Origin of the sequence: Xanthomonas cissicola, from assembly GCF_008801575.1 — a bacterium.
Lineage (GTDB): Bacteria > Pseudomonadota > Gammaproteobacteria > Xanthomonadales > Xanthomonadaceae > Xanthomonas > Xanthomonas cissicola.
Map to the genome: position 1 here is coordinate 60,283 of NZ_VZPL01000010.1, position 25,008 is coordinate 85,290.

Consider the following 25,008-nt stretch of genomic DNA (forward strand, 5'->3'; position numbering starts at 1 on the left):
GTTGCAACAACTTGCATTCGGTACAGTCAAACGCGCCCTAATGGCGTCCCGGGGACAGGGGCTCGGTGTTTCACATCCGTAACTTTCATGTCTTAGGAGAGAAAGACGATGAAGTCGAAGTCGATGTGCACCACGGTGGGTCTGATCGCCATGTGCCTGGCCGGCTCGGCCGCCGCTGCCGGCAAGCCGTTGTATCAAACCGGCCCTGCGCTGAGCCGCAGTGCCACCGCGACCGCTGCAGCCGAACCTTCGCTGCAACGCCTGTTGAGCGCCCCGTCCACGGCCAACGCGCAGGTGGTTCAGCTCGACGCCGCCGCGGTGACCGCCTCGGAAAAATTGCTGGAGCTGCAGCTGGATGGCCAAGCCATCACCGCCACCCAGGCCAAGGTCGATGCCCTGGAGGATGGCGACAGCGTGTGGTACGGCAATCTCGGTCCGCGTGCCGGCACCCGCGCACGCACGCTCTCGGGCGTGGACCCGCTGAACTCGGCCATCTTGGTGCGCAGCGGCGACACCGTGACCGGAACGATTCGCTACGCCGGCAAGCTCTACCGCCTGCGTCCGCTGGCCGATGGCCGCCACGTGCTGGTGCAGGTGGATGAGCGACGCATGCCGCAGGAGCATCCGGCCGACTACAGCCTGCTGCCGAAGTTCGACATGCCCGGCGATGGTCGCGTGACGGCTGCCGCCGCCTCATCAGGTAGCCCGGCCACCATTCGCGTGCTGGTGGTGGCCACCAACAAGGCCGTGACCGCTTACGGCGGCAACATGCAATCGCTGGTGCAACTGGCGGTGGCCGAAGCCAATCAGGGCTACATCAACAGCAATGTCGGCATTACCTTGCAGCTGGCGCGCTACGAGACCACCAGCTACACCGAGACCGGCAACTTCACGACCGATCTGCAGCGTTTCCGCGTGACCAACGACGGCTACATGGACAGCATCCACACCAGCCGCAACACCTACACGGCCGATGTGGGAGTCATCGTGCTGGACAACAGCAGCTATTGCGGCCTGGCGTCGGGTATCGGCTCGAACGCCGCGAGCGCATTTGCGTCGGTGTACTGGGATTGCGCCACCGGCTACTACAGCTTCGCCCATGAAATCGGGCATCTGCAAAGCGCACGCCACGACGCCACCAACGACCCGAGCACCTCGCCGTACGCGTATGGCCACGGCTACCGCTACGGCAACAGCTGGCGCACCATCATGGCCTACGACTGCACCAGCGGCTGCCCGCGCCTGAACTACTGGTCCAACCCGAACATCAGCTACAACGGCGTGCCCATGGGCAATGCCAGCACCGCCGACAACCAACGCGTGCTGGTCAACACCAAGGCCACAATCGCCGCCTTCCGTTGAGTGGTTGCTGACCGATCCAAGCCCGGCCCGGCACCGCAAGTGCCGGGCTTTTTAGCTACACCTGCGCGCATGGATCGCGCAGACTAGGCGCATCGTCGGTGACCGCCGGCCCTGTCCTGTCGAGCGGAGCTCTCATGTCCATGTCCCTGCGTCATGCGCTTGTGTTCCTGGCCGCGCTGACGGTTGCCGGATGCAAGCAGCAACCGGCCGACCCTGTCGCCACGCAACCCAAACCTGCCGTGAGCGCACCGGCGCCGCCCCCCGGCGGCGACGCGCAAGCCCGCGCGCTGCAGGCGCTCCAAGCCCGCTTGCAGGGCGACCAGGTGTACCCGGATAACTGCATCAGCATCATGGCCGAGGACGGCGATGCGCCTGCGCCGGACACGTTCGATTTTGCGGTGCGCGAACGCCATGGCGACGGCTGCCCTGGCGACCCGCAGACCAGCCCGGTACGCGACCGTTTCCGCGTGCAGGCCGATGGCACGCTGCTGTGGTACGACGTGGTGAATGCCGATTTTGTCGACTACGCCGAGCGTGCGCGAAGCCTGCAGTAATGCGGCGCGACCATGATTGACTGGCACGCCTGACGATGCTGCGCGTCTCTATCGGCAAGCGCTGTTGATCCATCGCTGCATAGCCGCGCGTCTGTGGGCTCAGGCGCGCTTTCGGTCTTGCTGTGCGCCTTGCGTGCAGCACTGCGTCGCTGCGCCTTGCCATGGCAGGCACGTGGATCTGCCGCGTTACAGCGCCAACTGCTCCAGCGACGCGCCATCGGCATCCACGCGCAAGACCGAGCCTTGCTCGTACCAGTCGCCCAGCACGATGCGCGTGCAGGTGTGACCACCGGCCTGCAAGGTATGGATGGCAGGGCGATGGGTGTGGCCGTGGATCAGCCGATCCAGGCCGTAACGCACGAAGGTGGCTTCCACCTCGGCCGGCGAGACGTCGGTGACGGTTTCGAAGCGCGACTGGTCGCCCTGCTTGAGTTCTGCATGCCGCGCCTGGCTTGCCGCGCGCGCCTGCTGCGCGAACGCGACGCGTGCGGCCAGCGGCTGGGCCAGGAATTGCGCCTGGAACACCGGGTCGCGCGTCTGCGCGCGGAAGGCCTGGTAGGCCGTGTCGTCGGTGCACAGCAAATCGCCGTGCATCAGCAGCGTGGTGTGCCCGTACAGATCGATCACGGTGGGGTCGGGCAGGATCCGGAAGCCCGCCCGCTGCGCGTAGGTTTCGCCCACCAGGAAGTCGCGGTTGCCGGCCATGAAGAACACCGGCACGCCGGAATCCGCCACTGCATGCAGGGCCACCGCCACGGCATCGGCGGCGGTGGACGGGGTGTCGTCGCCGATCCAGGCTTCGAACAGATCGCCCTGGATGTAGAGCGCGTCGCTACCGGGGACCTGCGTGCGCAGGAATTCCAGGAGCAACTCGGTGATCGCCGGCCGGGCCGGATCCAGATGCAGGTCGGAAATGAACAGGGTCGTCATTGCGCCATTGTACGGCGGCAGCGCGGGGCGGTCAGGGGCGGGGACAGGAATTCGGGTTGCGAGATTCGGGTCAGGATTCAAGGATCATGCAGGCGTGGCGTTCGTGAACATTGCTCGGCGCCAGAGCGTTACGCGCAGCCGCTTTCATGCAAGAGCGAAAACGCAGCGCGCCCCTCTCCCTGCGGAGAGGGGGAGGGGTGAGGGTACGCGGCGAAGCCACACGCTGAGGCGGCACAGCTGCGCTGTGTGTTTCTTTATCAGCAACAGTCGATCGTGCAAAAACAGTCGACGATAAGTGCATGAGGCTTGGTCGTACCCTCATCCGACCCTGCGGGCACCTTCCCCCCATGACGGAGGACAATGTCCCGCTGGGAGAAGGGTCAGGCGAAGCCGCGCTGCTGCCTGCCTGGTTCCGTCCCGGTTGCTCGTCCGTCCGTCTGTCCGCCTGCCGGTCCGTAAGCCGCGTTCCGCCATTGGCTAGCGCTTACCCCAACACCACCGGCAACCCCCACAACGACAGGCTGGCCAGCAGCACGCCGATCAGCGTGGCGGCCAGCACGTCGCTGGGATAATGCAGCCCCAGCACCACCCGCGAGAGCGCCACGCCTGCCGAAAACGGCACCAGCAAGGGGGCCAGCCAGGGGTAGTAGGCCAGCGCCACGATGCTGAAGGACACCGCGTGCAAGGTATGGCCGGAGGGGAAACTGAACTCGTCCAGCGGCGCCACCCATGCGCGAATACGCACGTCCGCCGCATACGGGCGCGGGCGGCGGGTCCAGCGTTTGAGCGCCTTGTACAATGTCAATGCAAGCACGCCGGTGGCGGCCATATGCGCCGATGCGCGCACGCCGTCCATGCCGTCGAGCACCACCAACAACCCCATCAGGGCGTACCAGAACACGCCGTCGCCCAGCCGGCTGATGGTGGCGAAGACGCGCCGTACCGGGTTGCGTCGGCACCAGAGATTGGCGCGTCGGCACCAGCGCGCTTCGTGGCCGCGCAAGACCTCAAGCCGCGTTGACGACATAACGCCCCCGTCCAGCGCTGATTCCCAGCAACAAGGCCTCGAAGTCGGAGACCACATTGTCTGGATGCAATTTCTTCATCGCCTGCGCCGCCGCCGTGCCCATGCGCCGGCGCAACGCGTCGTCTTCGGTGAGCGCGACGGCGGCCTGGATGAAGGCCTCATCGGTTTCCACCGCCGCGCCGGTATGGCCGTTGCGCAGATATTCGCGCGCCGCCCCGTAATCGAAGGCGACCGTCGCCACGCCGCTGGCCATCGCTTCCAGCGTCACATTGCCGAAGGTTTCGCTGCGGCTCGGGAACAGGAACAGGTCACCGCTGGCGAAGTGACGCGCCAAGGCATCGCCACGCTGGACGCCGCAGAAAATGAGGTCCGGATTGTCGTGCGCAAGCTTCTCGCGCGCCGGGCCATCGCCCACCCATACGAAGCGTGCCTTGGGGCGGATCTGCTGCAGTTTGCGAAAGGCGCGCACGGCCAGCGGCAGATTCTTTTCGCTGGCGATGCGCCCCACATAGATGGCGGCAAAGCCTTCGCCTTCGATGCCCCAATCGGCGCGCAATGCGAAATCGCGACGGTTCGGATCGAATTGCTGGCTGTCCACTGCGCGCGCCAGCAATTGCACGCGTTCGAAGCCATCATTGCGCAGGAACTGCTGCAGCTCGCGCGTGGGCACCAGGGTGGCGTCGGCCTGGTTGTGGAAGCGCCGCATCCAGCGCAACGCGGTGCCCTGCAGCCAGGCAGCGCCGTAATCGGGCAGGTATTCGTCGAAGCGGGTGTGGAAGCCGGTGGCGACCGGAATGCCAAGCCGGCGGGCTGCGCGCATTGCCGACCAGCCCAGGGGGCCTTCCGTGGCCACATAGATCGCGTCCGGTTGCGTACTGCGCCAATGACGGAGGAGGCGTTGCGTGGCCGGGAGGCCAAATTTCAATCCCGGGTAGCGCGGCAGCGATGCGCCACGCACCAGCAGCGCATCGGTCGGCGCGGTATCGGCGCTCTGGCGTGGCCGCACCACATCCACCTGGTGTCCACGCGCGCGCAGACCGCTTTCCAGACCGTGCACGGTCAACGCAACACCGTTGACCTCGGGGGGATAGGTTTCGGTAACGATCGTGTAGCGCATGCCCGTTCTCCCGTTTTGACTAGCTTCCGGGAGCGCGATGGCATTGATGTTGCGCCGAGAAGACGTGGCGGTGACAGCTGTGACGGGAATGGAGAATCGGGAATCGGGAATCGCAAAGGCAGCGTGTTGCACCGGTTCGGCGCCATCGACACCACTCAGAAACTTCTAAGAGCGCCGTGGCGGACTATTCCCGATTCCGATTCCCGTCTGAGGCCGCAGGCCTCAGGTCACAAACGGTTTGAACGCAATTCCCAGCCCGGCCATGCTGTCGACTTCGCCGATCAGGTCGGCGCGCAGCAGCGGGCGCGAGTCGATCCAGCTTTGCGACAGGATCAACGACAACCGGGTGTCGTCGGCGGTGAGTTCCAGGGTCGGGATCGGGTCGGACTCATGCGCGCGGTGCAGCAACACCGCCAGTCGCAGCAGTGCGGCCTTGCGTCGGGTCGGCAGCAGCAGGCGGTCGGGCAGTGCATCGAAGGCGGTCTTGGGCACATTGCGCCGGTGCGTGCGCACCAGCGAGGCCAGCACCTGCTGTTCCTGCCGCGAAAAACCCGCGATATCCGAGTGTTCCAGGATGTAGCTGCCGTGCACGTGGTACTGGCTGTGCGCAATGATCAGCCCCAGCTCGTGCAGTCGCGCGGCGCGGCGCAGTACCTGCGCGTCGTCGCCATCCAGTTGCCAGGATTCGCAGACCTGGTCGAACAGGCGGCAGGCGGTGGCTTCCACGCGCTGCGCCTGTACTTCGTCGATGCCGTAGCGTTGCATCAGCGAGGTCACCGAACTGTCGCGCGGGTCGTTTTCGCCGCCGCGGCCAAGCATGTCGTACAGGATGCCTTCGCGCATCGCCGCCTTGCTGACCATCAGTTTCTCCAGCCCCAGCGCCTGGAACGCAGCTTCCAGCACCAAGATGCCACCGGCGATGATGGGCCGCCGTTCGGCGGCCAGACCGAGCAGCTGGATGTCTTCGATGCGCTTGGCCTTGAGCAACTCCTCGCGCAGCGCCGGCAGCGCCTGCGCCGTGATCGCCCCCTTGGTCAGCTTCATTGCAGCGCACATCTCGCCGATGGCCTTGTGCGTGCCGGACGAGCCGATCGCCTCATGCCAGCCCAGCGCCTTGTACTGGCCGGCGAACTGCTGGAACTCGGCGCCGATCTCGGTCAGCGCGTCCTTCCATTTCTTCTTCGACAATTTGCCGCCCGGGAAAAACCGCCGCGTGCTGGCAATGCATCCGGCCTGCAGACTCTCGCGTTCCAGCGTCTGAAACCCGCGGCCGATGATGAACTCGGTCGAGCCGCCGCCGATGTCGATCACCAGCCGGCGTTGGTCGGGCTTGGGCGGTTGCGCATGCGCCACGCCCAGATAGATCAGGCGTGCTTCCTCGCGCCCGCTGACCACTTCGATCGCATGACCCAGCGCGGTTTCGGCCGGCATCAAAAACGCTTGCGGCGAACGCAGCTGACGCACCGTGTTGGTCGCTAGCGCGCGCACGCGTAGCGAAGGCACGTCGCGAATGCGCTGGCCAAACCGCGCCAGGCATTCCAGTGCGCGCTGACGCGCTTCGTTGGAGAGCCCACCTTTGCCATCCAGGCCATCGGCCATGCGCACGGTCTCGCGCAGGCGATCGACGACACGCAGCTGACCCATCAGGTAGCGCGCAATGACCATGTGGAAACTGTTGGAGCCTAGGTCGATGGCGGCGAGAAAATCGCCATCGCGCAGGGGCGGAATCGTGGGGGAGGGCATTGGCATGGCCGCATGGTAGCCGATGGGCTGTTGGCCACGTGAGAGGCCATGCGTGCGCCCAGCTGCAGGCGCACGCGCTCGGTATTGGAAGCGCTGGGGAGCGGACGGCCGGTCGCCGTAATGGGCATGCCGCAAGCCTGCGCAAGCGGCTTGCCACCTTGGTCGCTGCAGTGAGCGCTCAGATCCGCTCGAGCAAGGTCATCTGCGCCGAATGCGCCGGCTCGCCCGGTGCGGGAGTGCGCTTGTGGTACACGCCCTCGGCGTCCAGCTCCCAGGCGCTGACGTTGTCGTCCAGATAGTTCTGCAGCACTTCGCGGTAGACGCGCTTGGCCAGGTCCGGTTCCAGGATCGGGAAGCAGGTCTCCACCCGCCGCAGCAGATTGCGTTCCAGCCAGTCGGCACTGGCGCAGTACAACTCGGCAGCGCCGTCGTTGCCGAACCAGTACACGCGGCTATGTTCCAGAAAGCGGCCCACGATCGAACGCACGCGGATGTTGTCGGACACGCCTGGCACCCCGGGACGCAGCGTGCAGGCCCCGCGCACGATCAGATCGATCTGCACCCCGGCCTGCGACGCCGTGTACAACGCACGCACCACCTGCGGTTCGTTGAGGGCGTTCATCTTGGCGATGATGCGGCCCGGGCGACCCTTGCGGGCCAACCGTGTCTCCCGATCGATCCGCTTCAACACCCCCGCATGCAGCGTAAACGGCGACTGCAGCAACTGGTCCAGCTTCATGCGCGGCGCAAGCCCGGACAACTGCTGGAACAGCATGTGCACATCGTTGCCGATCTCGGCATCGGCGGTGATCAGGCTGATGTCGGTATACAGGCGCGCGGTGCCGCTGTGGTAATTGCCGGTGCCCAGGTGTACGTAGCGTTTGAGCTTGCGGCCCTCGCGCCGCACGATCAGCAGCATCTTGGCGTGGGTCTTGAAGCCGACCACGCCGTAGACCACCTGCACGCCGGCTTCCTGCAGTTTGTCGGCCAGGCCCAGGTTGGCTTCTTCGTCGAAGCGCGCACGCAATTCCACCACCACGGTGACGTCCTTGCCGTTGCGCGCGGCCAGAATCAGCGCATCGACAATCAACGAATCCTTGCCGGTGCGATACAGCGTCTGCTTGATCGCCAGCACGTTCGGGTCGACTGCGGCCTGGCGGATGACATCCAGCACCGCGGTAAATGCATCGAAGGGGTGATGCAGCAACACATCGCCTTTTTTGACGATCTCGAAGATGCCCTCGCTGTCGCGCAAGGTGCGCGGATTGAACGATGGGTACTTGAGTTCGGGGCGCTGCACCAGGTCATAGACCTGCGTGACGCGGCTCAGATTGACTGGCCCGGTGATGCGATACACCGCGTTCTCGTTCAGGCCGAAATTCTGCAACAAGGTGCGCAGGATCGGTGCCGGGCAATCGTGCGCGATCTCCAGCCGCACCGCCGGCCGGTAGCCGCGCGTGACCAATTCGTCGCGCAGGGCCAGCGCCAGGTTTTCGACTTCTTCCTCGTCCACCACCAGCTCGGAATTACGGGTGACGCGGAACTGGTACGAGCCCATCACCTGCATACCCGGGAACAGCTCGTCGACGAATTCGGACAACACCGACGACAGGAACACGAAGCTCTGCGTGCCCTCCGGCGACAGGCTTGCCGGCAGCTGGATGATGCGGGGCAGCGAACGCGGCGCGCGCACGATGGCCAGATGCCCGGCGCGACCGAACGCGTCCTGGCCTTCCAGCACCACCACGATGTTCAAGGTCTTGTTGAGGATCTTCGGGAACGGGTGCGCCGGGTCCAGGCCCAGCGGCGACAGCACCGGCATGATCTCGTTGCGGAAATACGCACGCAGCCAGCGTTTCTGGCGCGCCGTCCATGCCGAGCGGCTGAGCACCGCAACGCCTGCGTCTTCCATCGCCGGCCGCAGCACCTCGTTCCACGCGTGGTATTGCTGCTCGACCAACTTGGCGGCGCGATCGTGCACCGCGTTGAGGATGGCGGTCGGGCTCAGCCCGTCCGGTGCCGGCGGCAGCCCGAACTCCTGGGCGTGCCGCACGGTGGCCGCGCGGATCTCGAAGAACTCGTCCAGGTTGGTGCACGAGATGCACAGGAAGCGCAGCCGTTCCAGCAATGGCACCTGCTCGTCGAGCGCCTGCGCCAGCACCCGGAAATTGAAGTCCAGCTGCGACAGCTCGCGGTTGATGTACAGCGCCGGATCACGCAACGGATCGGTGGCGACGTCGTCGCCGGGTGTGATGTCGTGCAGTTCTTTGGCGTGGCCCATGGAATCGATCGTCAAGACGGGTTGTGTAATTGCCTGGTGCGCGCAACGCAGGCAATGCGGCGCGTGGCAGACGCGTCCATCGCAGCGCGCTGCGGCGCGCACTGACTACATATCACGCCGAGCGTGACAGTGGCACCGATTGCTCGCGCTGCACGACGCGCGCCGGTACGAAATGACACGAGAATTCGCTGCCGCGCCCCACTTCGCTTTCGATGTCCAGGCGCGCCTGATGCAGCCCCAGGATGTGCTTGACGATCGACAGCCCCAGCCCGGTGCCGCCGCTCTCGCGCGAGCGGCTGCTGGAGACGCGGTAGAAGCGTTCGGTGATGCGCGGCAGGTGCGAGGCGGGAATGCCATAACCGGTGTCGCGCACTGCCAGCGCCGCACCATCGCCTTCGCGCACGAAACGGATCGTCACCGTGCCGCCGCCGGGCGTGTAGCGCACCGCATTGGTCACCAGATTGGAAAACGCACTGTGCAGCTCCTTGTTGGAGCCGAGCAGGTCCACGCCGGCCTCGTCGATCACCTCCACGGTATGGCGACCCTGGCTGTGCGCCTCGGCCTCGCGGCGCAAGGTCGACAGCATCGGCGCCATCGCCACGTGTTCTTCGCCGAGTTCTTCCTGCGATTCCAGCCGCGAGAGCGTCAACAGGTCTTCGACCAGCTGCGCCATGCGTTGGGATTGCTTGCGCATTTCCGCCAGCATCGGGCCCGAATCGGGGAAATCTTCCGGGTCGAGCATGTCCAGATAACCGTGCACCACCGTCAGCGGGGTGCGCAGTTCATGCGAGACGTTGGCCACGAAATCGCGGCGCACCTGTTCCAGCCGCAGCAGCTTGCTGACATCGCGCGCCACCAGCAGCCAGTAGTCGTCGGAGTAGGGAATCAGGCGCAGATTCAGGCGCAGATCCGGGTCTGCCGGCGAGGCGGCATCCAGCATCGGCTCGGCATTGCGCCCGGCCGCCAGCCAATGCGCCAGCGGCAACGGCTGCAGCCGCTCCACGATCGACACGCCCATGTCGCCGGGATGGTGCAGGCCGAGCAAACCGCCGGCCGCCTTGTTGAACCACTGCACGCGCTGGCTGTTGCGATCTACGACCACCACCGCATCCGGTAGCGCCTGCGCCGCCGCGCGGTAGGTGCGCAACATTTCGATCAGGCGCCGCTTGCGCGCGCGCATTTCGGCCTGGCTGCGATACAGCAGCCGGTCCAGTTCGTTCCAGGCGCCGATCCCGGCCGCCGGCTCGGCACGCTGGCGTGCGGTCAGCCGCCGCAGCACCTGACGCAGCCGCCAGTAATGCCAGGCCAGCACGCCCAAGGCGGTGAGCGTCAGCGCCATCCACACATGGCCGATCAGCACGCCGGCGACGACGGCAGCGCCCAACAACAGCGCGAGGGTGCCGAGCGTCTTGAGCCAGGCGGAACGGATGTGTTGAGGCATGGAAGGCGTTACCACGAAGCGTCAGGTAGGCAGCCACCCGGCCGGACTGTGGCCGGGTGGCTTTGCGGCACGTCAGGTCGCCGAAGAAAAACGATAGCCGGAGCCACGCACGGTCTGCACCATGTTTTCCAGCCCGAACGGTTCCAGCGTCTTGCGCAGGCGGCGGATATGCACGTCGATGGTGCGCTCTTCCACATACACGCTGCCGCCCCAGACATGGTCCAGTAGCTGGGTACGCGTATACACGCGCTCGGGGTGTGTCATGAAAAAGTGCAGCAGCCGATATTCGGTCGGGCCGATCGGCACCGGTGCATCGCCAGCGAACACCCGGTGCGCGGCGCCGTCGATGCGCAGCTTGCCTACCGCCACGCTACCGTCTTCGTCGTCTTCGCGGGTGCGCCGCATCACCGCGCGGATGCGTGCCAGCAGCTCGCGCGCCGAGAACGGCTTGACCACATAATCGTCGACGCCGGCTTCCAGGCCGCCGACGCGGTCGTTTTCTTCGCCGCGCGCGGTGAGCATGATGATCGGAATCTCGCGGGTCAGCTGCTCCTTGCGCCAGCGCCTTGCCAGGTCCAGCCCGCTGGTGCCTGGCAACATCCAGTCCAGCAGGATCAGGTCCGGCACGCGGTCGGCGATGGCGGTTTGCGCCTCGCGGGCATCGCCGGCATGGATGGGCTCGAACTCGCCTTTGCGCAGCGCGAACGCCACCATGTCGCGGATCGCGGGTTCGTCATCGACGATCAGAATGCGTTTCTGCACGCGGGGCTTACCGTCTGGCTTTGGTTGATCGCCAGTAGACTACGGTTTTGTGACTCTAATGTGACATCGTCGGCGGCGCCTGCGCGGCGGCAACGACCCGTGAAGCGGACTGCGCAGTTTCGTTACCGGCAGGCGGCCGTCCGACACCCTGCTGCCGTGAAGAGCCGGCAACGCGTCAGCGATCAGCGCGTGGACAAATCCGGGTCGCGGATGCCCTGGCGACGCAGCTCCAGCACGGTTGGGGTGATCGCGGCGATGCGCGCGTCCACGCGCGCCCGTGTCACATAGTCGAGATCTTTCTTTTTCAGTGCTTCCAGCTGGATCAACGCCTGTTCGGCGCGACCGTTCAAGAACGCCGCTTCCGCATACGCCTCGCTGGCGCGCAATTGGTCGCCGGACAGCTCGCAAGCACGGGCGTAGCTCTGTTGCAGCAGCGGGTCGTCGCTGCTCCGGTGCAACAACGGCTCCAGCACCTGGCGCGCGCGCTGGCCGGACTCCTTGCTGGCCTGCTCGTTGAGCGCAGTGGCATAGGTCAGCGCGACCGCGCGGTTGTTCGGCAATTGCTTGAGCAGCGCATCGAAGCGGGCATTGGCCGCTTCTCGCGGACCTGTGCGCGCCTGCGCCTCGCTCAGGCCCAGCGCCAGCCATAAGTTGTCCGGATGTGCCTCGAGCAGGCTGGTCAGCTCGGCCGCCGGCTCGCCCGGCCGCCCGCCGCTGTTGCGCAGCCGCGCCAGCGCCAGGCCATAGCGCTGCGGATCGCTCAAGCCTTGTTTGGCGCTGCGACGCAGGTTTTCGTACTCGCGAATGGCCGCATCCGGCGTGGCTGCGCTGAGCACGCGCAGGCGCTCCTTGGCCCAATCGAAGCCCTGCTGGTCGGCGCCGCGGCTGAGCGCATCCACCGGCAACCGCAGCGCGTAAGGGAGCAGCGCGTTGCCATTGCGGCTGAGCGGCTCCGACAGCGACGGGTCGGCCGGGTCTACGCGCTCCTGGCGCGTCCCGCCCGGCACCGAGGTCGTCAGCACCACGGTGTTCTTCTTCATCTGTTCGGCGCGCGACTTGGCTTCGCTGATGCGGGTGACGGTCACCGGGTGGGTCTGCAGGAAATCCGGCGCGCTGTAGCCACCCTCGTTGGCGCGCATCGCCACCGACATGCGCTCGAAGAAGCCGGCCATCGCATCCACGTCGTAGCCGCTGCGCGCCAACGTGCGGATGCCCAGCCGGTCGGCTTCGGATTCGTTGGAGCGGGTGTAGTCGATCTGGCGCTGCTGCATCAGCCCCATCGCGCTGGTGATGGTGGCCATGGTGGCGTCGCCCTTGGAGTTGCCGCCGGCCTGCTGCGCTGCCACCACCGCCGCCAGCATGCCGAGCAGGATCGGAATCTGGTCACGTTGCGCACGCTCCACTCCACGCAGCACGTGCTGCTGGGTGACGTGGGCGATTTCGTGCGACAGCACCGCCGCCACTTCGTCCTCGCGCTCGGCGGTCAACACCAGCCCGGCATTGACCGCGATGTAGCCGCCCAACGTGGCGAATGCATTGATCTGGCGGTCGCGCAGCATGAAGAACGTAAACGGTTGCTGCGGTTGGTCGCTGTTGGCGCCCAGCCGGGTGCCCATGGTCTGCAGCCAATCGGTAATCAGCGGGTCGTCCAGCACGTAGTCGTAGTTGCGCAGCTCGGCCAGCATCATCCGGCCGTATTCGGCCTGGCGAGCGGGGGTCAGCAACTCGCCGGCCGACGAACCGATGTCGGGAAGGCGACTTTCCTGCGCAGGTGCCACACCGATGGCAACGGCCAGCGTGAGGGCAGTGGCGAGCGGTAGCAGGCGCAAGTGGAACTCCCATGTGGTGCGCGGAGCATGCGGGCAGCCCGGCGCAGAGGCGTGAATCGTCGGTTAACCCACAGTGTTGCGGTGACGACGTGGAAATTCCAGTCGCCCGGTACCATGTGTCAGACCTCACACCAACCACGGAGTTTCCCGTGAGCCAAGACCATACCGATCAGGACGCGGCCTCCGGCCCGCAGATCACCCTGTATTCCTCTGCCATCTGCCCGTATTGCGTGGCGGCCAAGAACTTCCTCAAGAGCAAGGGCAAGACCTGGACCGAGGTGCGGATCGACCTGGACCCGGCCGAGCGCGACAAGATGGTCGCCCTGGCCAAGCGCACCAGCGTGCCGCAGATCTTCGTCGGCGACGTCCATGTGGGTGGCTACGACGACATGATGGCCATGCATCGTGCCGGCAAGCTCGAGCCGCTGCTGGCCGGCAGCGCGGGCGGCCGGGCATGAGTGGTTCCGACGAGGGCAGCGCCGACCGCCTGCGCGAGTTCACGCAATTCCGCCAGCGCATGAACCAGCGCATCCTGGCCGAGCCGAACCAGGTGGTGCGGCGGTTCTTCGCGCTGGACACGCAGACCTACCAAGCCGGCGCGCTGGACGTGAAGACCAAGGAACTGCTCGGCCTGGTCGCCTCGATGGTGCTGCGCTGCGACGATTGCATCAGCTATCACGTGGCCCAGTGCAAGGAAGCCGGCGTGAGCCGGGAAGAGTTCTTCGAGACCTTCTCGGTCGGCCTGGTGGTCGGCGGCTCCATTGTCATCCCGCATCTGCGCCGCGCGGTGGATTTCCTGGACCAGCTCGAAGGCGGCGCGCAGGCGCCGGCCCAGCACGCACACGACTGAGCGTGTTGCTGCGGCGCGCACGTGGCGATCGGGGTTCGTCACAGCCAGTAACGCACGCGCCGCCCACCGAGGCGGCGCGTTGCGTTCGGGCACTTGCACTCTTAGACCAAGGTCGGTTTGGGCGCCTTCACCGGCATCGGGCATAATTGCCCGTGAAACCTCCTTGCGCCGCTTTGCCGGGTATTGCGGCTGGCGCTCCCCCCTTCAAGTTCGGAAACCCAACGTTATGACGCAGACAATCACGGTCATCCGCGGCGACGGCATCGGCCCGGAGATCATGGATGCCACGCTGTTCGTGCTCGACGCGCTGCAGGCTGGCCTGACCTACGAATACGCCGACGCCGGCCTGGTTGCGCTGGAAAAGCACGGCGATCTGCTGCCCGAGTCCACTCTGGCGTCGATCACCAAGAACAAGGTGGCGCTGAAAAGTCCGCTGACCACGCCGGTCGGCGAGGGTTTCAGCTCGATCAACGTCGCCATGCGTCGCAAGTTCGACCTGTACGCCAACGTGCGTCCGGCCAAGTCGTTCCCGAACACCAAGTCGCGTTTTGCCGACGGCGTTGACCTGATCACGGTCCGCGAAAACACCGAAGGTGCGTATCTGAGCGAAGGCCAGACGGTGTCCGAGGATGGCGAGACCGCGTTCTCCGGCACCCGGATCACCCGCAAGGGCTCCGAGCGCATCGTGCGCTACGCCTTCGAGCTGGCCAAGAGCACCGGCCGCAAGAAGGTCACCGCCGTGCACAAGGCCAACATCATCAAGTCGACCTCGGGCCTGTTCCTGAAGGTGGCACGCGATGTGGCCGCACAGTATCCGGAAATCGAATTCCAGGAAATGATCGTCGACAACACCTGCATGCAGCTGGTGATGCGTCCCGAGCAATTCGACATCATCGTGACCACCAACCTGTTCGGCGACATCATCTCCGACCTGTGCGCCGGTCTGGTCGGCGGCCTGGGCCTGGCGCCGGGCGCCAACATCGGTCTGGACGCGGCGATCTTCGAAGCCGTGCACGGCTCGGCGCCGGATATCGCAGGGCAGGGCAAGGCCAACCCGTGCGCGCTGCTGCTGGGCGCGGCGCAGATGCTCGACCACATCGGTCAGCCGCAGAATGCCGAGCGCCTGCGCGAAGCCATCGTCGCCACCCTGGAAGCCAAGGATTCGCTGACCCCCGACCTGGGCGGCACCGGCAACACCATGGGCTTCGCCAAGGCCATCGCCAGCCGCCTCTGAGCGCACTGGGTGATCGCTTAAACAAAAGGCGCCTAAGGCGCCTTTTGTTTTGCTCGGAAGTCGCTGAGAAGCCGTATCTGCTTATCGATTGCAGGAAATCGCTCTGACGATTCCCCAATCCCGATTCCCAATTCCCCACTCAATTGCGCGACTGCAGCTTCGACAGTAGGCGCAGGAACTCGATGTACAGCCACACCAGCGTCACCATCAGGCCGAATGCGCCGTACCACTCCATGTGCTTGGGCGCTCCGTGCTCGACGCCGCTCTCGATGAAGTCGAAGTCCAGCACCAGGTTCAATGCCGCCACCACCACCACGAACAGGCTAAAACCAATGCCGATCAGGCCCGAGTCGTGGATGAAAGGGATGCGCACACCGAACAAGCCGAGCACGATGGTCGCCAGATATACCAGCGCGATGCCGCCAGTGGCTGCGACCACACCCAGCTTGAAGTTCTCGGTGGCCTTGATCATGCCGCTGCGGTACGCGAACAGCAGCGCGAACAGGGTGCCGAAAGTGAGCAGGACGGCCTGGAACACGATGCCGTTGAAGCGTGCTTCGTACACCGCCGAGATCGAGCCGAGGAAGAAGCCTTCGATCAGTGCGTACAGCGGCGCCGTAATCGGTGCCCAGGTCGGCTTGAAGCTGGTGGCCAATGCGAACACCAGGCCGCCGATCGCGCCGGCGATCATGTAGATACGCGCGACGGGCAGCGGCATGCCATCGGCGCCGATCGATTGCGACCAGGCGAAGGCGGCCGTGATCACCGCCATCAGCAACAACGCGCCGGTCTTGTTGACCGTGCCGTTGAGGGTCATCGCCTGGCCGTCGCGGGTGACGACCGAGCCGGAGCCGGAGTCGAGGAATGTGGATTCCCGAAGGGCAGGGTTACCACTACGCATGCGTGTTCTCCATGAAAATAATGCTCACCCTACTGGCGAACGTTGGTGCGAGGATAGCTGATCGGTCAAGTTGCACAGGGTGATTGACAGCGAGGCCAATCGTTCCCAAAATAGCCGACCTTTCGAGCCTTCGGGATTGAAAGGTCCCGCCGGGGTATAGCGCAGTCTGGTAGCGCGCCTGCTTTGGGAGCAGGATGTCGGGGGTTCGAATCCCTCTACCCCGACCATTCCGAGCTTTCGACGGCGTGGGAATGCGAAGTTCGGTCCGGGCGCCCGTAGCTCAACCGGATAGAGCACCGGCCTTCTAAGCCGGCGGTTACAGGTTCGAGTCCTGTCGGGCGCGCCATCGGCGGTACGGTAGGAAGCAGGTTTTCAGTGGTGGCTGTAGCTCAGCTGGTTAGAGTACTGGATTGTGATTCCAGATGTCGGGGGTTCGAGTCCCCTCAGCCACCCCACTGATGACGAGAAATTGCAGGTATGTTTGACCCGATGTGTCACAGGGTGTTGCAACAAAGCAAAAATGCACATACAATGTGCCACCAGTTTCAGGGCCGTTAGCTCAGTTGGTAGAGCAGTTGACTCTTAATCAATAGGTCCAAGGTTCGAATCCTTGACGGCCCACCAAATAAAAGCACTTAGGCACTGCCTAGGTGCTTTTCTTTTTCCAGGATTGAAAGCGGCGCGCGCGCTCGTTGGGCCTGCTGTAAACGAATCGAGACCAGCGATAGGTTGGCGTCGCGACGGCGGTGCTGCAGCTTCGCGATAGCGCCGGCATCGCCAACGTCTGATTTGGATACCGATGGCTCTTCAAAGCCTTTGGGCGAAGCTCATCATCGAATGCCTGGCTGGGGTGCGGTTGCCGCAGCCGGCGTCAGCGATTGAACCCCGGTCACATCGTCAGCGATGCCGGAAGTATCGCCGTGCGCCACTGCGGCGCCACGTCATTGCCTGTGGTGAGCGCGTGGCGCGACGTGCTCTGCGGTCTGCAAGCAATTGCCGCAGGCAGCCATGTCACCAGCGCCTGCGTGTAAGGCCAGCAATGCAGGCGTCTAGCTTCGCTGCACGCGCGGAAATGCCAGCACGAAACGCGCGCCCTGGCCTGGCGCCGAGAAGACTTCTACAAAACCGCCGGCCTGGCGCACTGCGCTATAGACCTGCGCCAATCCCAGGCCGGCGCCCTTGCTGGCGTGCTTGGTGGTGAAGTAGGCCTCGAACAAACGCGCCTGCACCACGCTGTCCATGCCGTGCCCGGTGTCGGCGACGGCGAGGGTCATGTAATGCCCTGCCGGTTTGGCCAGTTGCGCATCTTCTTCAGTGACGAAGGTTTCGCCGGTTTCCACGCTGATGCTGTCGCCGCTGGCACAGGCATCGCGGGCATTGATCACCAGATTCAGGATGGCGCGCTCCACGGTATGACGGTCGACCATGGCACAACACCCGCCGTTGCCGGTGTGCAGCCGTAACCGCAGTTCTGCGCCAACCACCTGTTGCAGTAACGGGCTGAGCTGTTCTGCCAGTTCGGCCAGATCCACCGCCTCGGGGCTATAGGGGTAATGGCGCGAGAAGCCGACCAGGCGCCGCGCCATCACCGCGCCGTGTTGAAGCGCCGCGTCCGCAACGCTGAGCAGCTTGGCATCGTGGGCGTCGATCTGCGCGCGCTGCACGACCAGATTGATCGCCGATGTGGCGGCCTGCAGCACGTTGTTCAAATCGTGGACCACGCCGGCCAGCAGTTGTCCTACCGCTTCGCCTTTCTGCGCCTGCTCGGCGATCTTCTCGGCTGCCTTCTGTGCGGCGCGCGCGATGTCCAGGTCGCCTTCGATGCGCTCGTGCGAATCGCGCAGGCTGTGCAGCTCGGTCGACAGCGAGGTTTCGCGTGCGCGCGCCAGCATCAGGGCGTTGGTGGAAGACGCGCGTTCTGCCGTCAGGGTGCTGTCCAGGGTGTGAAAGGCTGCTTCCAGCGCGCGGCGGTCGGAGACATTCTTGCTCACCGCCAAGATGGCTTCGACCTGGCCTTGCTCGTCGAACAATGGGCTGGTGACGACCTGCCAGGTCTGGCGCACGCCGGCCAGGTTCACGCAACTGGCCTCGAATTCCCGGGTTGCGCCCTTCGCCGCCGCGGCCATGGCTGCATCCACCATGGCTGCCGCTTCGGGCGGCCAGAGTTCGCGCCAGGGGCGGGCAAGAATCTGATCCGCAGAACTGGCCCCAAGTCCGACCAGCCCGTTGAGATTGACCGACATGATCCGACCGTCCAGATCGATCTCTTTAATGCAATCGCGCGACAGTGCCACGATCTGGCGATATCGGTCTCGCATCGCGACTGGTGCCCTTGGGCTGAAATTAACGGAATTTTCGCAAATCCTGCTGCTGCGATGTATTGGTGGACAATACGGGCTTTGTCTGGATTCAGGCGGGGACACTGCACTCCCTTGTTCGGGCAGCGCCTCAAGTCTCCACGTGAGGCCATCACCGTGCCCATCGCGTAGTCACACGCTTCGGGCTTTTCGGCGCTTTTTCTTTACGGGCATCCCTGCAACAATAGCCGGGCATCTACGGCATTGCGAAAGTGGCGGAATTGGTAGACGCACCAGATTTAGGTTCTGACGCCGCAAGGCGTGGGGGTTCGAGTCCCCCCTTTCGCACCAATGCCGCGCGGCCGTGTGGGTTCCGGCCGTTGCACTTCCTGCAAACCGGTCGCTTCTGTCCGTGAGGCCGCTGCGTGCATGCCGCTGGCAGCGGCCGCCGTTATCGGCGAAACTACAAGGCTCGGCGGCATTCTCGCCATCCGTCAACCCGCATCTTCCATCTCGTGCCGACGCTGTGCGCTGTCGGTGGCAGGAGTCAACATGCAAGCATCGATCGAATCCACCGGCAATCTGGAACGCCGACTGACCTTCACCCTGCCGCAGGAGCGCCTGGAGACGCACGTCGGTGGCCGCCTGCGCGAGCTTGCGCGGACCACGCGCATCAAGGGCTTCCGTCCCGGCAAGGTGCCGACCAAGGTGATCGAGCAGCGCTTCGGTCAGCAGGTGCGTGCCGAGGCGATGGAAGGCCTGCTGCGTGAGACCTTCGATTCGGCCGTGCGCGAGCACTCGTTGCGTCTGGCCGGCAACCCGCGTATCGATCAGGGCGAGACCGATTTCGACTTCGTCGCCACCTTCGAAGTGGTGCCGGATTTCGGCGACATCGACGTGACCAAGCTGTCGGTGGTGCGCGCGACCGCTGAAGTGACCGATGCCGACATCGACCAGATGATCGAAAACCTGCGCCTGCAGCGCCGCACCTGGAATCCGGTCGAGCGCGGTGCGCAGGTCGGCGACCTGGTGGCGCTGGAGACCTGGTCGCAGGCCGGCGACGAGCGTCTGCCCGCCGAAGGCGTGGAGACCGGCAGCAGCGTGCTGGGTTCGGGCGTGATGTTCGACCAGATCGAAAAGGGCCTGGAAGGCCTCACCAAGGGTGAAGAAAAGACCCTGACCGTCGATTTCCCCGCCGAATGGCGCGTGCCGCAGCTGGCGGGCAAGACCGTGCAGGTGCACGTCAAGGCAGTCGAAGTCTCCGAGCCGGTGTTGCCGGCAGTGGACAAGGACTTCATCAAGAGCTTCGGCGTGAAGAGTGGCGATGCCGAGCAGTTCCGCGCCGATATCCGCACCAACCTGGAGCGCGAGCTCAAGGGTGCGCTGATGAACCGCCTGCGCCGCGAAGTGGGCGAGCAGCTGATTGCCGCCTACGCGCATGTCGAAATGCCGCCGCGTCTAGTCGAGAGCGAAGCGCGTTCGATGCTGGCCCAGCAGGTCGAGCAGGTCCGCCGCAGCGGTCGCGATCCGGGTCAGGTGCCGGCCGACGCGCACCAGGGATTCATGGATGCCGCCGCCAAGCGCGTGCTGGTCGGTCTGCTGGTGGGCGAAGTGGCGCGCCGCAACGAATTGCGCCTGGAATCCAAGCGCGTCAGCGAAACGCTGCGTCTGATCGCTTCGACCTACGAAGAGCCGGAACAGGTCATTGAGATGTACCGCAACGACCCCCAACTGATGAACGGGCTGCAGAGCCGCGTGATGGAAGAGCAGGTGATCGACTGGATCGCCGAGCGCGCCCAGCACACCGAGCAGTCGCTGTCGTTCCAGGACGCCATCCGCGTCTGATCCGGCAGTAAGAGAAGAACCGCGCCCGCAGTCAGGGGTGCGGATGTCGAACACGGGCAGCGGCACAGGCCGCTGCCACAACGGGAAGACTGATGAGCATTGTGACCAAAGCCCTGAACCTGGTGCCCATGGTGGTCGAGCAGACCAGCCGTGGCGAGCGTGCGTACGACATCTACTCGCGTCTGCTGAAGGAGCGTCTGATCTTCCTGGTCGGTCCGATCGACGACCACATGGCCAACGTGATCGTGGCCCAGCTGCTGTTCCTGGAAGCGGATAACCCGGAAAAGGACATCAGCATCTACATCAATTCGCCCGGTGGCGTGGTCACCGCCGGCATGGCGATCTACGACACCATGCAGTACATCAAGCCGGACGTCAGCACCATCTGTGTCGGCCAGGCCGCCTCGATGGGCGCGCTGCTGCTGGCCTCGGGTGCGGCAGGCAAGCGTTACGCGCTGCCGAATTCGCGCGTGATGATCCATCAGCCGCTGGGTGGCTTCCAGGGCCAGGCGACCGATATCGATATCCACGCGCGTGAGATCCTGACCTTGCGTTCGCGCTTGAACGAGATCCTGGCCAAGCATACCGGCCAATCGCTGGAGACCATTGCGCGCGACACCGAACGCGACAATTTCAAGAGTGCAGTCGATGCGCAGGCCTACGGCCTGGTGGATCAGGTGCTCGAACGTCGTCCAGAAGAGTCGATCCAGCCGTCTTGATCTTCAAGTCATTGGAATTGCAGGAAAAACCGGCAGGGTCGGGCGGGGCGAATGTCCTCCCGGCCCTGTGCTATTCTCGAAATCGAACCCCCGTGCATCGGGTGGGGTAACTGGGTAACAGAAGCATGAGCGAAGACCGCCAAGGTCGTTCCGGCGACAGCAACAAGATTCTCTACTGCTCGTTCTGCGGTAAGAGTCAGCATGAAGTCCGTAAGCTGATTGCCGGTCCCAGCGTATTCATCTGCGATGAGTGCGTTGAGCTGTGCAACGACATCATCCGCGAGGAACTCGAAGAGAAGGCGCAGTCGGCACGTTCCAGCCTGCCCAAGCCGCGCGAGATTCTCGAGGTACTGGATCAATACGTGATCGGGCAGCTGCGCGCCAAGCGTACGCTCGCGGTAGCGGTGTACAACCACTACAAGCGTATCGAGAGCCGCAGCAAGAACGATGATGTGGAGCTGGCGAAATCCAACATCCTGCTGGTCGGCCCGACCGGGTCGGGCAAGACCCTGCTGGCCGAAACGCTGGCGCGCTTGCTCAATGTGCCGTTCACGATCGCCGATGCCACCACGCTCACCGAAGCCGGCTATGTCGGCGAGGACGTGGAAAACATCATCCAGAAGCTGTTGCAGAAGTGCGATTACGACGTCGAAAAGGCGCAGCAGGGCATCGTCTACATCGACGAGATCGACAAGATCTCGCGCAAGAGCGAGAACCCGTCGATCACCCGCGATGTGTCCGGTGAAGGCGTGCAGCAGGCGCTGCTCAAGCTGATCGAAGGCACGGTTGCCTCGGTGCCGCCGCAGGGCGGCCGCAAGCACCCGCAGCAGGAATTCCTGCAGGTCGACACCAAGAACATCCTGTTCATCTGCGGCGGCGCATTCGCCGGCCTGGACAAGGTGATCCAGCAGCGTTCCAACGACGCTGGTGGCATCGGCTTCGGCGCCAAGGTCAAGAGCAGCGAGCGCAAGCAGGAAGTGGGCAAGATCCTGGCCGAAGTCGAGCCGGAAGATCTGATCAAGTTCGGCCTGATTCCCGAGTTCGTCGGCCGTCTGCCGGTGGTCGCCACGCTCGAAGAGCTGGACGAGCCGGCGTTGATCAAGATCCTGACCGAGCCCAAGAACGCCATCACCAAACAGTTCAAGAAGCTGTTCGACATGGAAGGTGTGGAGCTGGAGTTCCGCCCCGACGCCCTGTCTGCGATCGCCAAGAAGGCGCTCAAGCGCAAGACCGGCGCGCGTGGCCTGCGCACCATCGTCGAATCGGTGCTGCTGGACACGATGTACGAGCTGCCGTCGCAGGAAAACGTCAGCAAGGTCGTGGTGGACGAGTCGGTGATCGAGCACAAATCCGAGCCGTATCTGATCTACCAGGCGCAACCGGCGCCGGCCAAGGCTGCGTCCGGAGACTGAGTCCGTTGGCCGCCTCGCCAGGCCTCGGCCTCGCTGGCGGATAACCGCTTTCCTAACGCTACTTGCAACACCTCGTCGATGGCCCCATAACGGGGCCATCGGCTTTTTACTGCCCCAAAAACCCCCATTCCTGCGGAGTGCCCCATGGCCCAGTCCCAACCAGAAGTTCTCGATCTGCCGGTGTTGCCGCTGCGCGACGTGGTGGTGTTTCCGCACATGGTGATCCCGCTGTTCGTCGGCCGCGACAAGTCGATGCGTGCGCTGGAAAAGGCGATGGAGGCGGACAAGCGCATCCTGCTCGTCGCGCAGAAGTCGGCCGAGACCGACGACCCGGCTGCCGGCGATCTGTATACCGTCGGTACCCTGGCGCAGGTGCTGCAGCTGCTCAAGCTCCCCGACGGCACCATCAAGGTGCTGGTCGAGGGTCTGTCACGGGTCACCGTGGACAAGGTTGTCGAGCAGGACGGCGCATTGCAGGGGCAGGGCACCGAAATCGAAGCCAGCGACGCGCGCGAGCCGCGCGAGGTGGAAGCGATTGCGCGGTCGCTGATGTCGCTGTTCGAACAGTACGTCAAGACCAATCGCAAGCTGCCGCCGGAACTGCTGCAGACCTTGGCTGGCATCGATGAGCCGGGCCGTCTGGCGGACACCATCGCCGCCCACATCGGTGTGCGTCTGGCCGACAAGCAGCGCCTGCTGGAGATCACCGACATCGGCGAGCGGCTGGAATTGCTGGTCGGCCTGGTCGATGGCGAAATCGACGTGCAGCAGCTGGAAAAGCGCATCCGCGGCCGCGTGAAGTCGCAGATGGAAAAGAGCCAGCGCGAGTACTACCTCAACGAGCAGATGAAGGCGATCCAGAAGGAGCTGGGCGACCTGGACGATGCGCCTGGCGAGCTGGAAGAGCTGGCGCGCAAGATCGCCGAGGCGGGCATGCCCAAGCCGGTCGAGACCAAGGCCAAGGCCGAGCTCAACAAACTCAAGCAGATGTCGCCGATGTCCGCTGAGGCGGCCGTGGTGCGCAATTATCTGGACTGGCTGCTGGGCGTGCCGTGGAAAAAGCGCACCAAGGTGCGCAAGGACCTCAAGGTTGCTGAAGACACGCTGGACGCCGATCACTATGGCCTGGACAAGGTCAAGGAGCGCATCCTTGAGTACTTGGCGGTGCAGTCGCGCGTGAAGCAAATGAAGGGGCCGATCCTGTGCCTGGTCGGTCCGCCGGGCGTGGGCAAGACCTCGCTCGGGCAGTCGATCGCCAAGGCGACCAACCGCAAGTTCGTGCGCATGAGCCTGGGCGGCATTCGCGACGAGGCCGAAATCCGTGGCCACCGCCGGACCTATGTCGGTTCGATGCCGGGCCGCCTGGTGCAGAACCTCAACAAGGTCGGCAGCAAGAACCCGCTGTTCCTGCTGGACGAAATCGACAAGATGTCGATGGACTTCCGTGGCGACCCGTCGTCGGCACTGCTGGAAGTGCTCGATCCAGAGCAGAACAATTCGTTCAACGACCACTATCTGGAAGTCGATCTGGACCTGTCGGAGGTGATGTTCGTCGCCACCTCCAACTCGCTCAATATCCCGGGCCCGTTGCTGGACCGCATGGAGGTGATCCGCATCCCCGGCTACACCGAGGATGAGAAGCTCAACATCGCCACGCGCTATCTGGTGCCCAAGCAGATCAAGGCCAACGGCTTGAAGCCGGAGGAGATCGAGATCGCCAGCGATGCGATCCAGGACATCGTGCGGTATTACACACGTGAGTCGGGTGTGCGTAATCTCGAACGCGAGGTGGCCAAGATCTGCCGCAAGGTGGTCAAGGAAATCGCGCTCGCAGGTCCGCAACCGGCGGCCAAGAAGGCGGTCGCCAAGAAGGGCAAGCCGAAGGCGCTGGTCACCGTCAATGCCAAGAATCTCGACAAGTATCTGGGCGTGCGTCGATTCGACTTTGGCCGTGCCGAAGAAGAGAACGAGATCGGTCTGGTCACGGGTCTGGCATGGACCGAAGTCGGTGGTGAGCTGTTGCAGGTCGAGTCCACGTTGGTGCCAGGCAAGGGCAACCTGATCCTCACCGGCCAGCTCGGCAATGTCATGAAGGAATCGGCATCGGCTGCATTGTCGGTGGTGCGTTCGCGCGCCGAGCGACTTGGCATCGATGTGGATTTCCTGCAAAAGCAGGACGTGCATGTGCATGTGCCCGACGGCGCCACGCCCAAGGACGGCCCAAGCGCAGGTATCGCGATGGTGACCTCGCTGGTGTCGATACTGACCCGGGTGCCGATCCGCGCCGATGTGGCGATGACTGGCGAGATCACCCTGCGCGGGCGGGTATCGGCAATCGGTGGCTTGAAGGAGAAGTTGCTGGCGGCCCTGCGCGGCGGCATCCGCACCGTGCTGATCCCCGACGAGAACCGCAAGGATCTGGCCGACATCCCGCCAAACGTGACCCGCGATCTGAAGATCGTGCCGGTGAAGTGGATCGACGAGGTGCTCGATCTGGCGTTGGAACGTCCGCTTGCGCCGAAGAAGGCCAGCAAGGAAAAGGCACGCAAGGCGGCCTCGCGCGTGACCGTGCGCGGCAAGTCGCGTAGCACACCCGGTACCCGCGTCAAGCACTAACGAGGGCTGTCTGAGCCTCGTCAAAACAAGCCAAAACCCGCGTCGTTATTGGGTTTTGGCTTGCGTGCTGTTGGGGGCGCTGGTATAA

19 protein-coding genes and 5 tRNA genes are annotated in these 25,008 nt (G+C 64.4%); 14 read left to right on the forward strand and 10 right to left on the reverse strand.

Features of this window, described 5'->3' with window-relative positions; genetic code table 11:
* Positions 1 to 108: 108 nt before the first annotated feature.
* Together F7R02_RS06555 and F7R02_RS06560 are read left to right on the forward strand one after the other, a co-directional pair.
* Positions 109 to 1,362 carry a zinc-dependent metalloprotease gene (locus F7R02_RS06555; protein ID WP_011050665.1) on the forward strand — a complete coding sequence of 418 codons (1,254 nt, stop codon included), beginning with the start codon at positions 109 to 111 and terminating at the stop codon, positions 1,360 to 1,362.
* Positions 1,363 to 1,496: 134 nt separating this feature from the next.
* Positions 1,497 to 1,916, forward strand: coding sequence for a hypothetical protein (locus F7R02_RS06560; protein ID WP_078564899.1), 420 nt, complete (start codon positions 1,497 to 1,499; stop codon positions 1,914 to 1,916).
* Between the two features lie 186 nt (positions 1,917 to 2,102).
* Here F7R02_RS06560 and lpxH read toward each other — a convergent pair whose 3' ends face one another.
* From lpxH to F7R02_RS06600, 8 genes are all read right to left on the reverse strand, one after another.
* Positions 2,103 to 2,846 carry a UDP-2,3-diacylglucosamine diphosphatase gene (lpxH, locus tag F7R02_RS06565; protein WP_078591278.1) on the reverse strand — a complete coding sequence of 248 codons (744 nt, stop codon included), beginning with the start codon at positions 2,844 to 2,846 and terminating at the stop codon, positions 2,103 to 2,105.
* Between the two features lie 484 nt (positions 2,847 to 3,330).
* Positions 3,331 to 3,873, reverse strand: a complete 543-nt coding sequence (locus tag F7R02_RS06570) for a phosphatase PAP2 family protein (RefSeq protein WP_011050667.1) — start codon at positions 3,871 to 3,873, stop codon at positions 3,331 to 3,333.
* Positions 3,854 to 4,990, reverse strand: a complete 1,137-nt coding sequence (locus F7R02_RS06575) for a glycosyltransferase family 4 protein (protein ID WP_078591279.1) — start codon at positions 4,988 to 4,990, stop codon at positions 3,854 to 3,856. The genes F7R02_RS06570 and F7R02_RS06575 overlap by 20 nt, the downstream gene beginning before the upstream one ends.
* Before the next feature lie 222 nt (positions 4,991 to 5,212).
* Positions 5,213 to 6,733 carry an exopolyphosphatase gene (ppx, locus tag F7R02_RS06580; RefSeq protein ID WP_172397296.1) on the reverse strand — a complete coding sequence of 507 codons (1,521 nt, stop codon included), beginning with the start codon at positions 6,731 to 6,733 and terminating at the stop codon, positions 5,213 to 5,215.
* Positions 6,734 to 6,911: 178 nt separating this feature from the next.
* Positions 6,912 to 9,014 (reverse strand): polyphosphate kinase 1, encoded by a 2,103-nt coding sequence (gene ppk1, locus F7R02_RS06585; RefSeq protein WP_003483747.1) that lies wholly within the window; start codon positions 9,012 to 9,014, stop codon positions 6,912 to 6,914.
* Positions 9,015 to 9,126: 112 nt separating this feature from the next.
* Positions 9,127 to 10,455, reverse strand: coding sequence for a phosphate regulon sensor histidine kinase PhoR (gene phoR, locus F7R02_RS06590; protein WP_005915906.1), 1,329 nt, complete (start codon positions 10,453 to 10,455; stop codon positions 9,127 to 9,129).
* A 72-nt stretch (positions 10,456 to 10,527) separates the two neighbouring features.
* Positions 10,528 to 11,217, reverse strand: coding sequence for a phosphate regulon transcriptional regulator PhoB (gene phoB / locus F7R02_RS06595; protein ID WP_003483753.1), 690 nt, complete (start codon positions 11,215 to 11,217; stop codon positions 10,528 to 10,530).
* A 182-nt stretch (positions 11,218 to 11,399) separates the two neighbouring features.
* Positions 11,400 to 13,046 carry a M48 family metalloprotease gene (locus F7R02_RS06600; RefSeq protein WP_078591281.1) on the reverse strand — a complete coding sequence of 549 codons (1,647 nt, stop codon included), beginning with the start codon at positions 13,044 to 13,046 and terminating at the stop codon, positions 11,400 to 11,402.
* Positions 13,047 to 13,195: 149 nt separating this feature from the next.
* On the opposite strand from F7R02_RS06600, the gene grxC reads away from it, so the two are divergent.
* From grxC to F7R02_RS06615, 3 genes are all read left to right on the forward strand, one after another.
* Positions 13,196 to 13,504, forward strand: a complete 309-nt coding sequence (grxC, locus tag F7R02_RS06605) for a glutaredoxin 3 (protein WP_003483757.1) — start codon at positions 13,196 to 13,198, stop codon at positions 13,502 to 13,504.
* Positions 13,501 to 13,896 carry a carboxymuconolactone decarboxylase family protein gene (locus F7R02_RS06610; protein WP_003483760.1) on the forward strand — a complete coding sequence of 132 codons (396 nt, stop codon included), beginning with the start codon at positions 13,501 to 13,503 and terminating at the stop codon, positions 13,894 to 13,896. The genes grxC and F7R02_RS06610 overlap by 4 nt, the downstream gene beginning before the upstream one ends.
* A gap of 226 nt (positions 13,897 to 14,122) precedes the next feature.
* On the forward strand, positions 14,123 to 15,130 hold the full coding sequence (locus F7R02_RS06615) for an isocitrate dehydrogenase (protein ID WP_003483762.1): 1,008 nt from the start codon (positions 14,123 to 14,125) through the stop codon (positions 15,128 to 15,130).
* A 139-nt stretch (positions 15,131 to 15,269) separates the two neighbouring features.
* Here F7R02_RS06615 and F7R02_RS06620 read toward each other — a convergent pair whose 3' ends face one another.
* On the reverse strand, positions 15,270 to 16,031 hold the full coding sequence (locus tag F7R02_RS06620) for a Bax inhibitor-1/YccA family protein (RefSeq protein ID WP_005927840.1): 762 nt from the start codon (positions 16,029 to 16,031) through the stop codon (positions 15,270 to 15,272).
* Positions 16,032 to 16,181: 150 nt separating this feature from the next.
* Here F7R02_RS06620 and F7R02_RS06625 point away from each other — a divergent pair.
* The 4 genes from F7R02_RS06625 to F7R02_RS06640 all read left to right on the forward strand — a co-directional run bounded on the left by F7R02_RS06625 (position 16,182) and on the right by F7R02_RS06640 (position 16,655).
* Positions 16,182 to 16,258 (forward strand) — tRNA-Pro (locus F7R02_RS06625).
* Positions 16,259 to 16,300: 42 nt separating this feature from the next.
* A tRNA-Arg gene (locus tag F7R02_RS06630) sits at positions 16,301 to 16,377 on the forward strand.
* A gap of 32 nt (positions 16,378 to 16,409) precedes the next feature.
* A tRNA-His gene (locus F7R02_RS06635) sits at positions 16,410 to 16,486 on the forward strand.
* A gap of 93 nt (positions 16,487 to 16,579) precedes the next feature.
* Positions 16,580 to 16,655, forward strand: a tRNA-Lys gene (locus tag F7R02_RS06640).
* A gap of 425 nt (positions 16,656 to 17,080) precedes the next feature.
* Here F7R02_RS06640 and F7R02_RS06645 read toward each other — a convergent pair.
* Positions 17,081 to 18,349: a PAS domain-containing sensor histidine kinase gene (locus F7R02_RS06645; RefSeq protein ID WP_078591282.1), complete on the reverse strand. Its 1,269-nt coding sequence runs from the start codon at positions 18,347 to 18,349 to the stop codon at positions 17,081 to 17,083.
* 245 nt (positions 18,350 to 18,594) lie between these two features.
* Here F7R02_RS06645 and F7R02_RS06650 point away from each other — a divergent pair.
* The 5 genes from F7R02_RS06650 to lon all read left to right on the forward strand — a co-directional run bounded on the left by F7R02_RS06650 (position 18,595) and on the right by lon (position 24,920).
* Positions 18,595 to 18,679 (forward strand) — tRNA-Leu (locus tag F7R02_RS06650).
* A 201-nt stretch (positions 18,680 to 18,880) separates the two neighbouring features.
* Positions 18,881 to 20,173, forward strand: coding sequence for a trigger factor (gene tig / locus F7R02_RS06655; protein WP_011050693.1), 1,293 nt, complete (start codon positions 18,881 to 18,883; stop codon positions 20,171 to 20,173).
* Between the two features lie 92 nt (positions 20,174 to 20,265).
* Entirely contained in the window at positions 20,266 to 20,892 is a 627-nt protein-coding gene (clpP, locus tag F7R02_RS06660; RefSeq protein ID WP_002806026.1) for an ATP-dependent Clp endopeptidase proteolytic subunit ClpP, read from the forward strand.
* 125 nt (positions 20,893 to 21,017) lie between these two features.
* Entirely contained in the window at positions 21,018 to 22,304 is a 1,287-nt protein-coding gene (gene clpX, locus F7R02_RS06665; RefSeq protein ID WP_003483788.1) for an ATP-dependent Clp protease ATP-binding subunit ClpX, read from the forward strand.
* Between the two features lie 144 nt (positions 22,305 to 22,448).
* On the forward strand, positions 22,449 to 24,920 hold the full coding sequence (gene lon / locus F7R02_RS06670) for an endopeptidase La (protein WP_003483790.1): 2,472 nt from the start codon (positions 22,449 to 22,451) through the stop codon (positions 24,918 to 24,920).
* Positions 24,921 to 25,008 lie beyond the last annotated feature (88 nt).

Bases quoted from the DNA above. Each gene is read 5' to 3' on its own strand.
- F7R02_RS06575 (WP_078591279.1), bottom strand. From the start codon at position 4,990: ATGCGCTACACGATCGTTACCGAAACCTATCCCCCCGAGGTCAACGGT.
- lpxH (WP_078591278.1), bottom strand. From the start codon at position 2,846: ATGACGACCCTGTTCATTTCCGACCTGCATCTGGATCCGGCCCGGCCG.
- F7R02_RS06555 (WP_011050665.1), top strand. From the start codon at position 109: ATGAAGTCGAAGTCGATGTGCACCACGGTGGGTCTGATCGCCATGTGC.
- F7R02_RS06620 (WP_005927840.1), bottom strand. From the start codon at position 16,031: ATGCGTAGTGGTAACCCTGCCCTTCGGGAATCCACATTCCTCGACTCC.
- F7R02_RS06610 (WP_003483760.1), top strand. From the start codon at position 13,501: ATGAGTGGTTCCGACGAGGGCAGCGCCGACCGCCTGCGCGAGTTCACG.
- phoR (WP_005915906.1), bottom strand. From the start codon at position 10,455: ATGCCTCAACACATCCGTTCCGCCTGGCTCAAGACGCTCGGCACCCTC.
- tig (WP_011050693.1), top strand. From the start codon at position 18,881: ATGCAAGCATCGATCGAATCCACCGGCAATCTGGAACGCCGACTGACC.
- F7R02_RS06570 (WP_011050667.1), bottom strand. From the start codon at position 3,873: ATGTCGTCAACGCGGCTTGAGGTCTTGCGCGGCCACGAAGCGCGCTGG.
- clpX (WP_003483788.1), top strand. From the start codon at position 21,018: ATGAGCGAAGACCGCCAAGGTCGTTCCGGCGACAGCAACAAGATTCTC.
- F7R02_RS06645 (WP_078591282.1), bottom strand. From the start codon at position 18,349: ATGCGAGACCGATATCGCCAGATCGTGGCACTGTCGCGCGATTGCATT.
- ppx (WP_172397296.1), bottom strand. From the start codon at position 6,733: ATGCCCTCCCCCACGATTCCGCCCCTGCGCGATGGCGATTTTCTCGCC.
- F7R02_RS06615 (WP_003483762.1), top strand. From the start codon at position 14,123: ATGACGCAGACAATCACGGTCATCCGCGGCGACGGCATCGGCCCGGAG.
- clpP (WP_002806026.1), top strand. From the start codon at position 20,266: ATGAGCATTGTGACCAAAGCCCTGAACCTGGTGCCCATGGTGGTCGAG.
- ppk1 (WP_003483747.1), bottom strand. From the start codon at position 9,014: ATGGGCCACGCCAAAGAACTGCACGACATCACACCCGGCGACGACGTC.
- F7R02_RS06560 (WP_078564899.1), top strand. From the start codon at position 1,497: ATGTCCATGTCCCTGCGTCATGCGCTTGTGTTCCTGGCCGCGCTGACG.
- lon (WP_003483790.1), top strand. From the start codon at position 22,449: ATGGCCCAGTCCCAACCAGAAGTTCTCGATCTGCCGGTGTTGCCGCTG.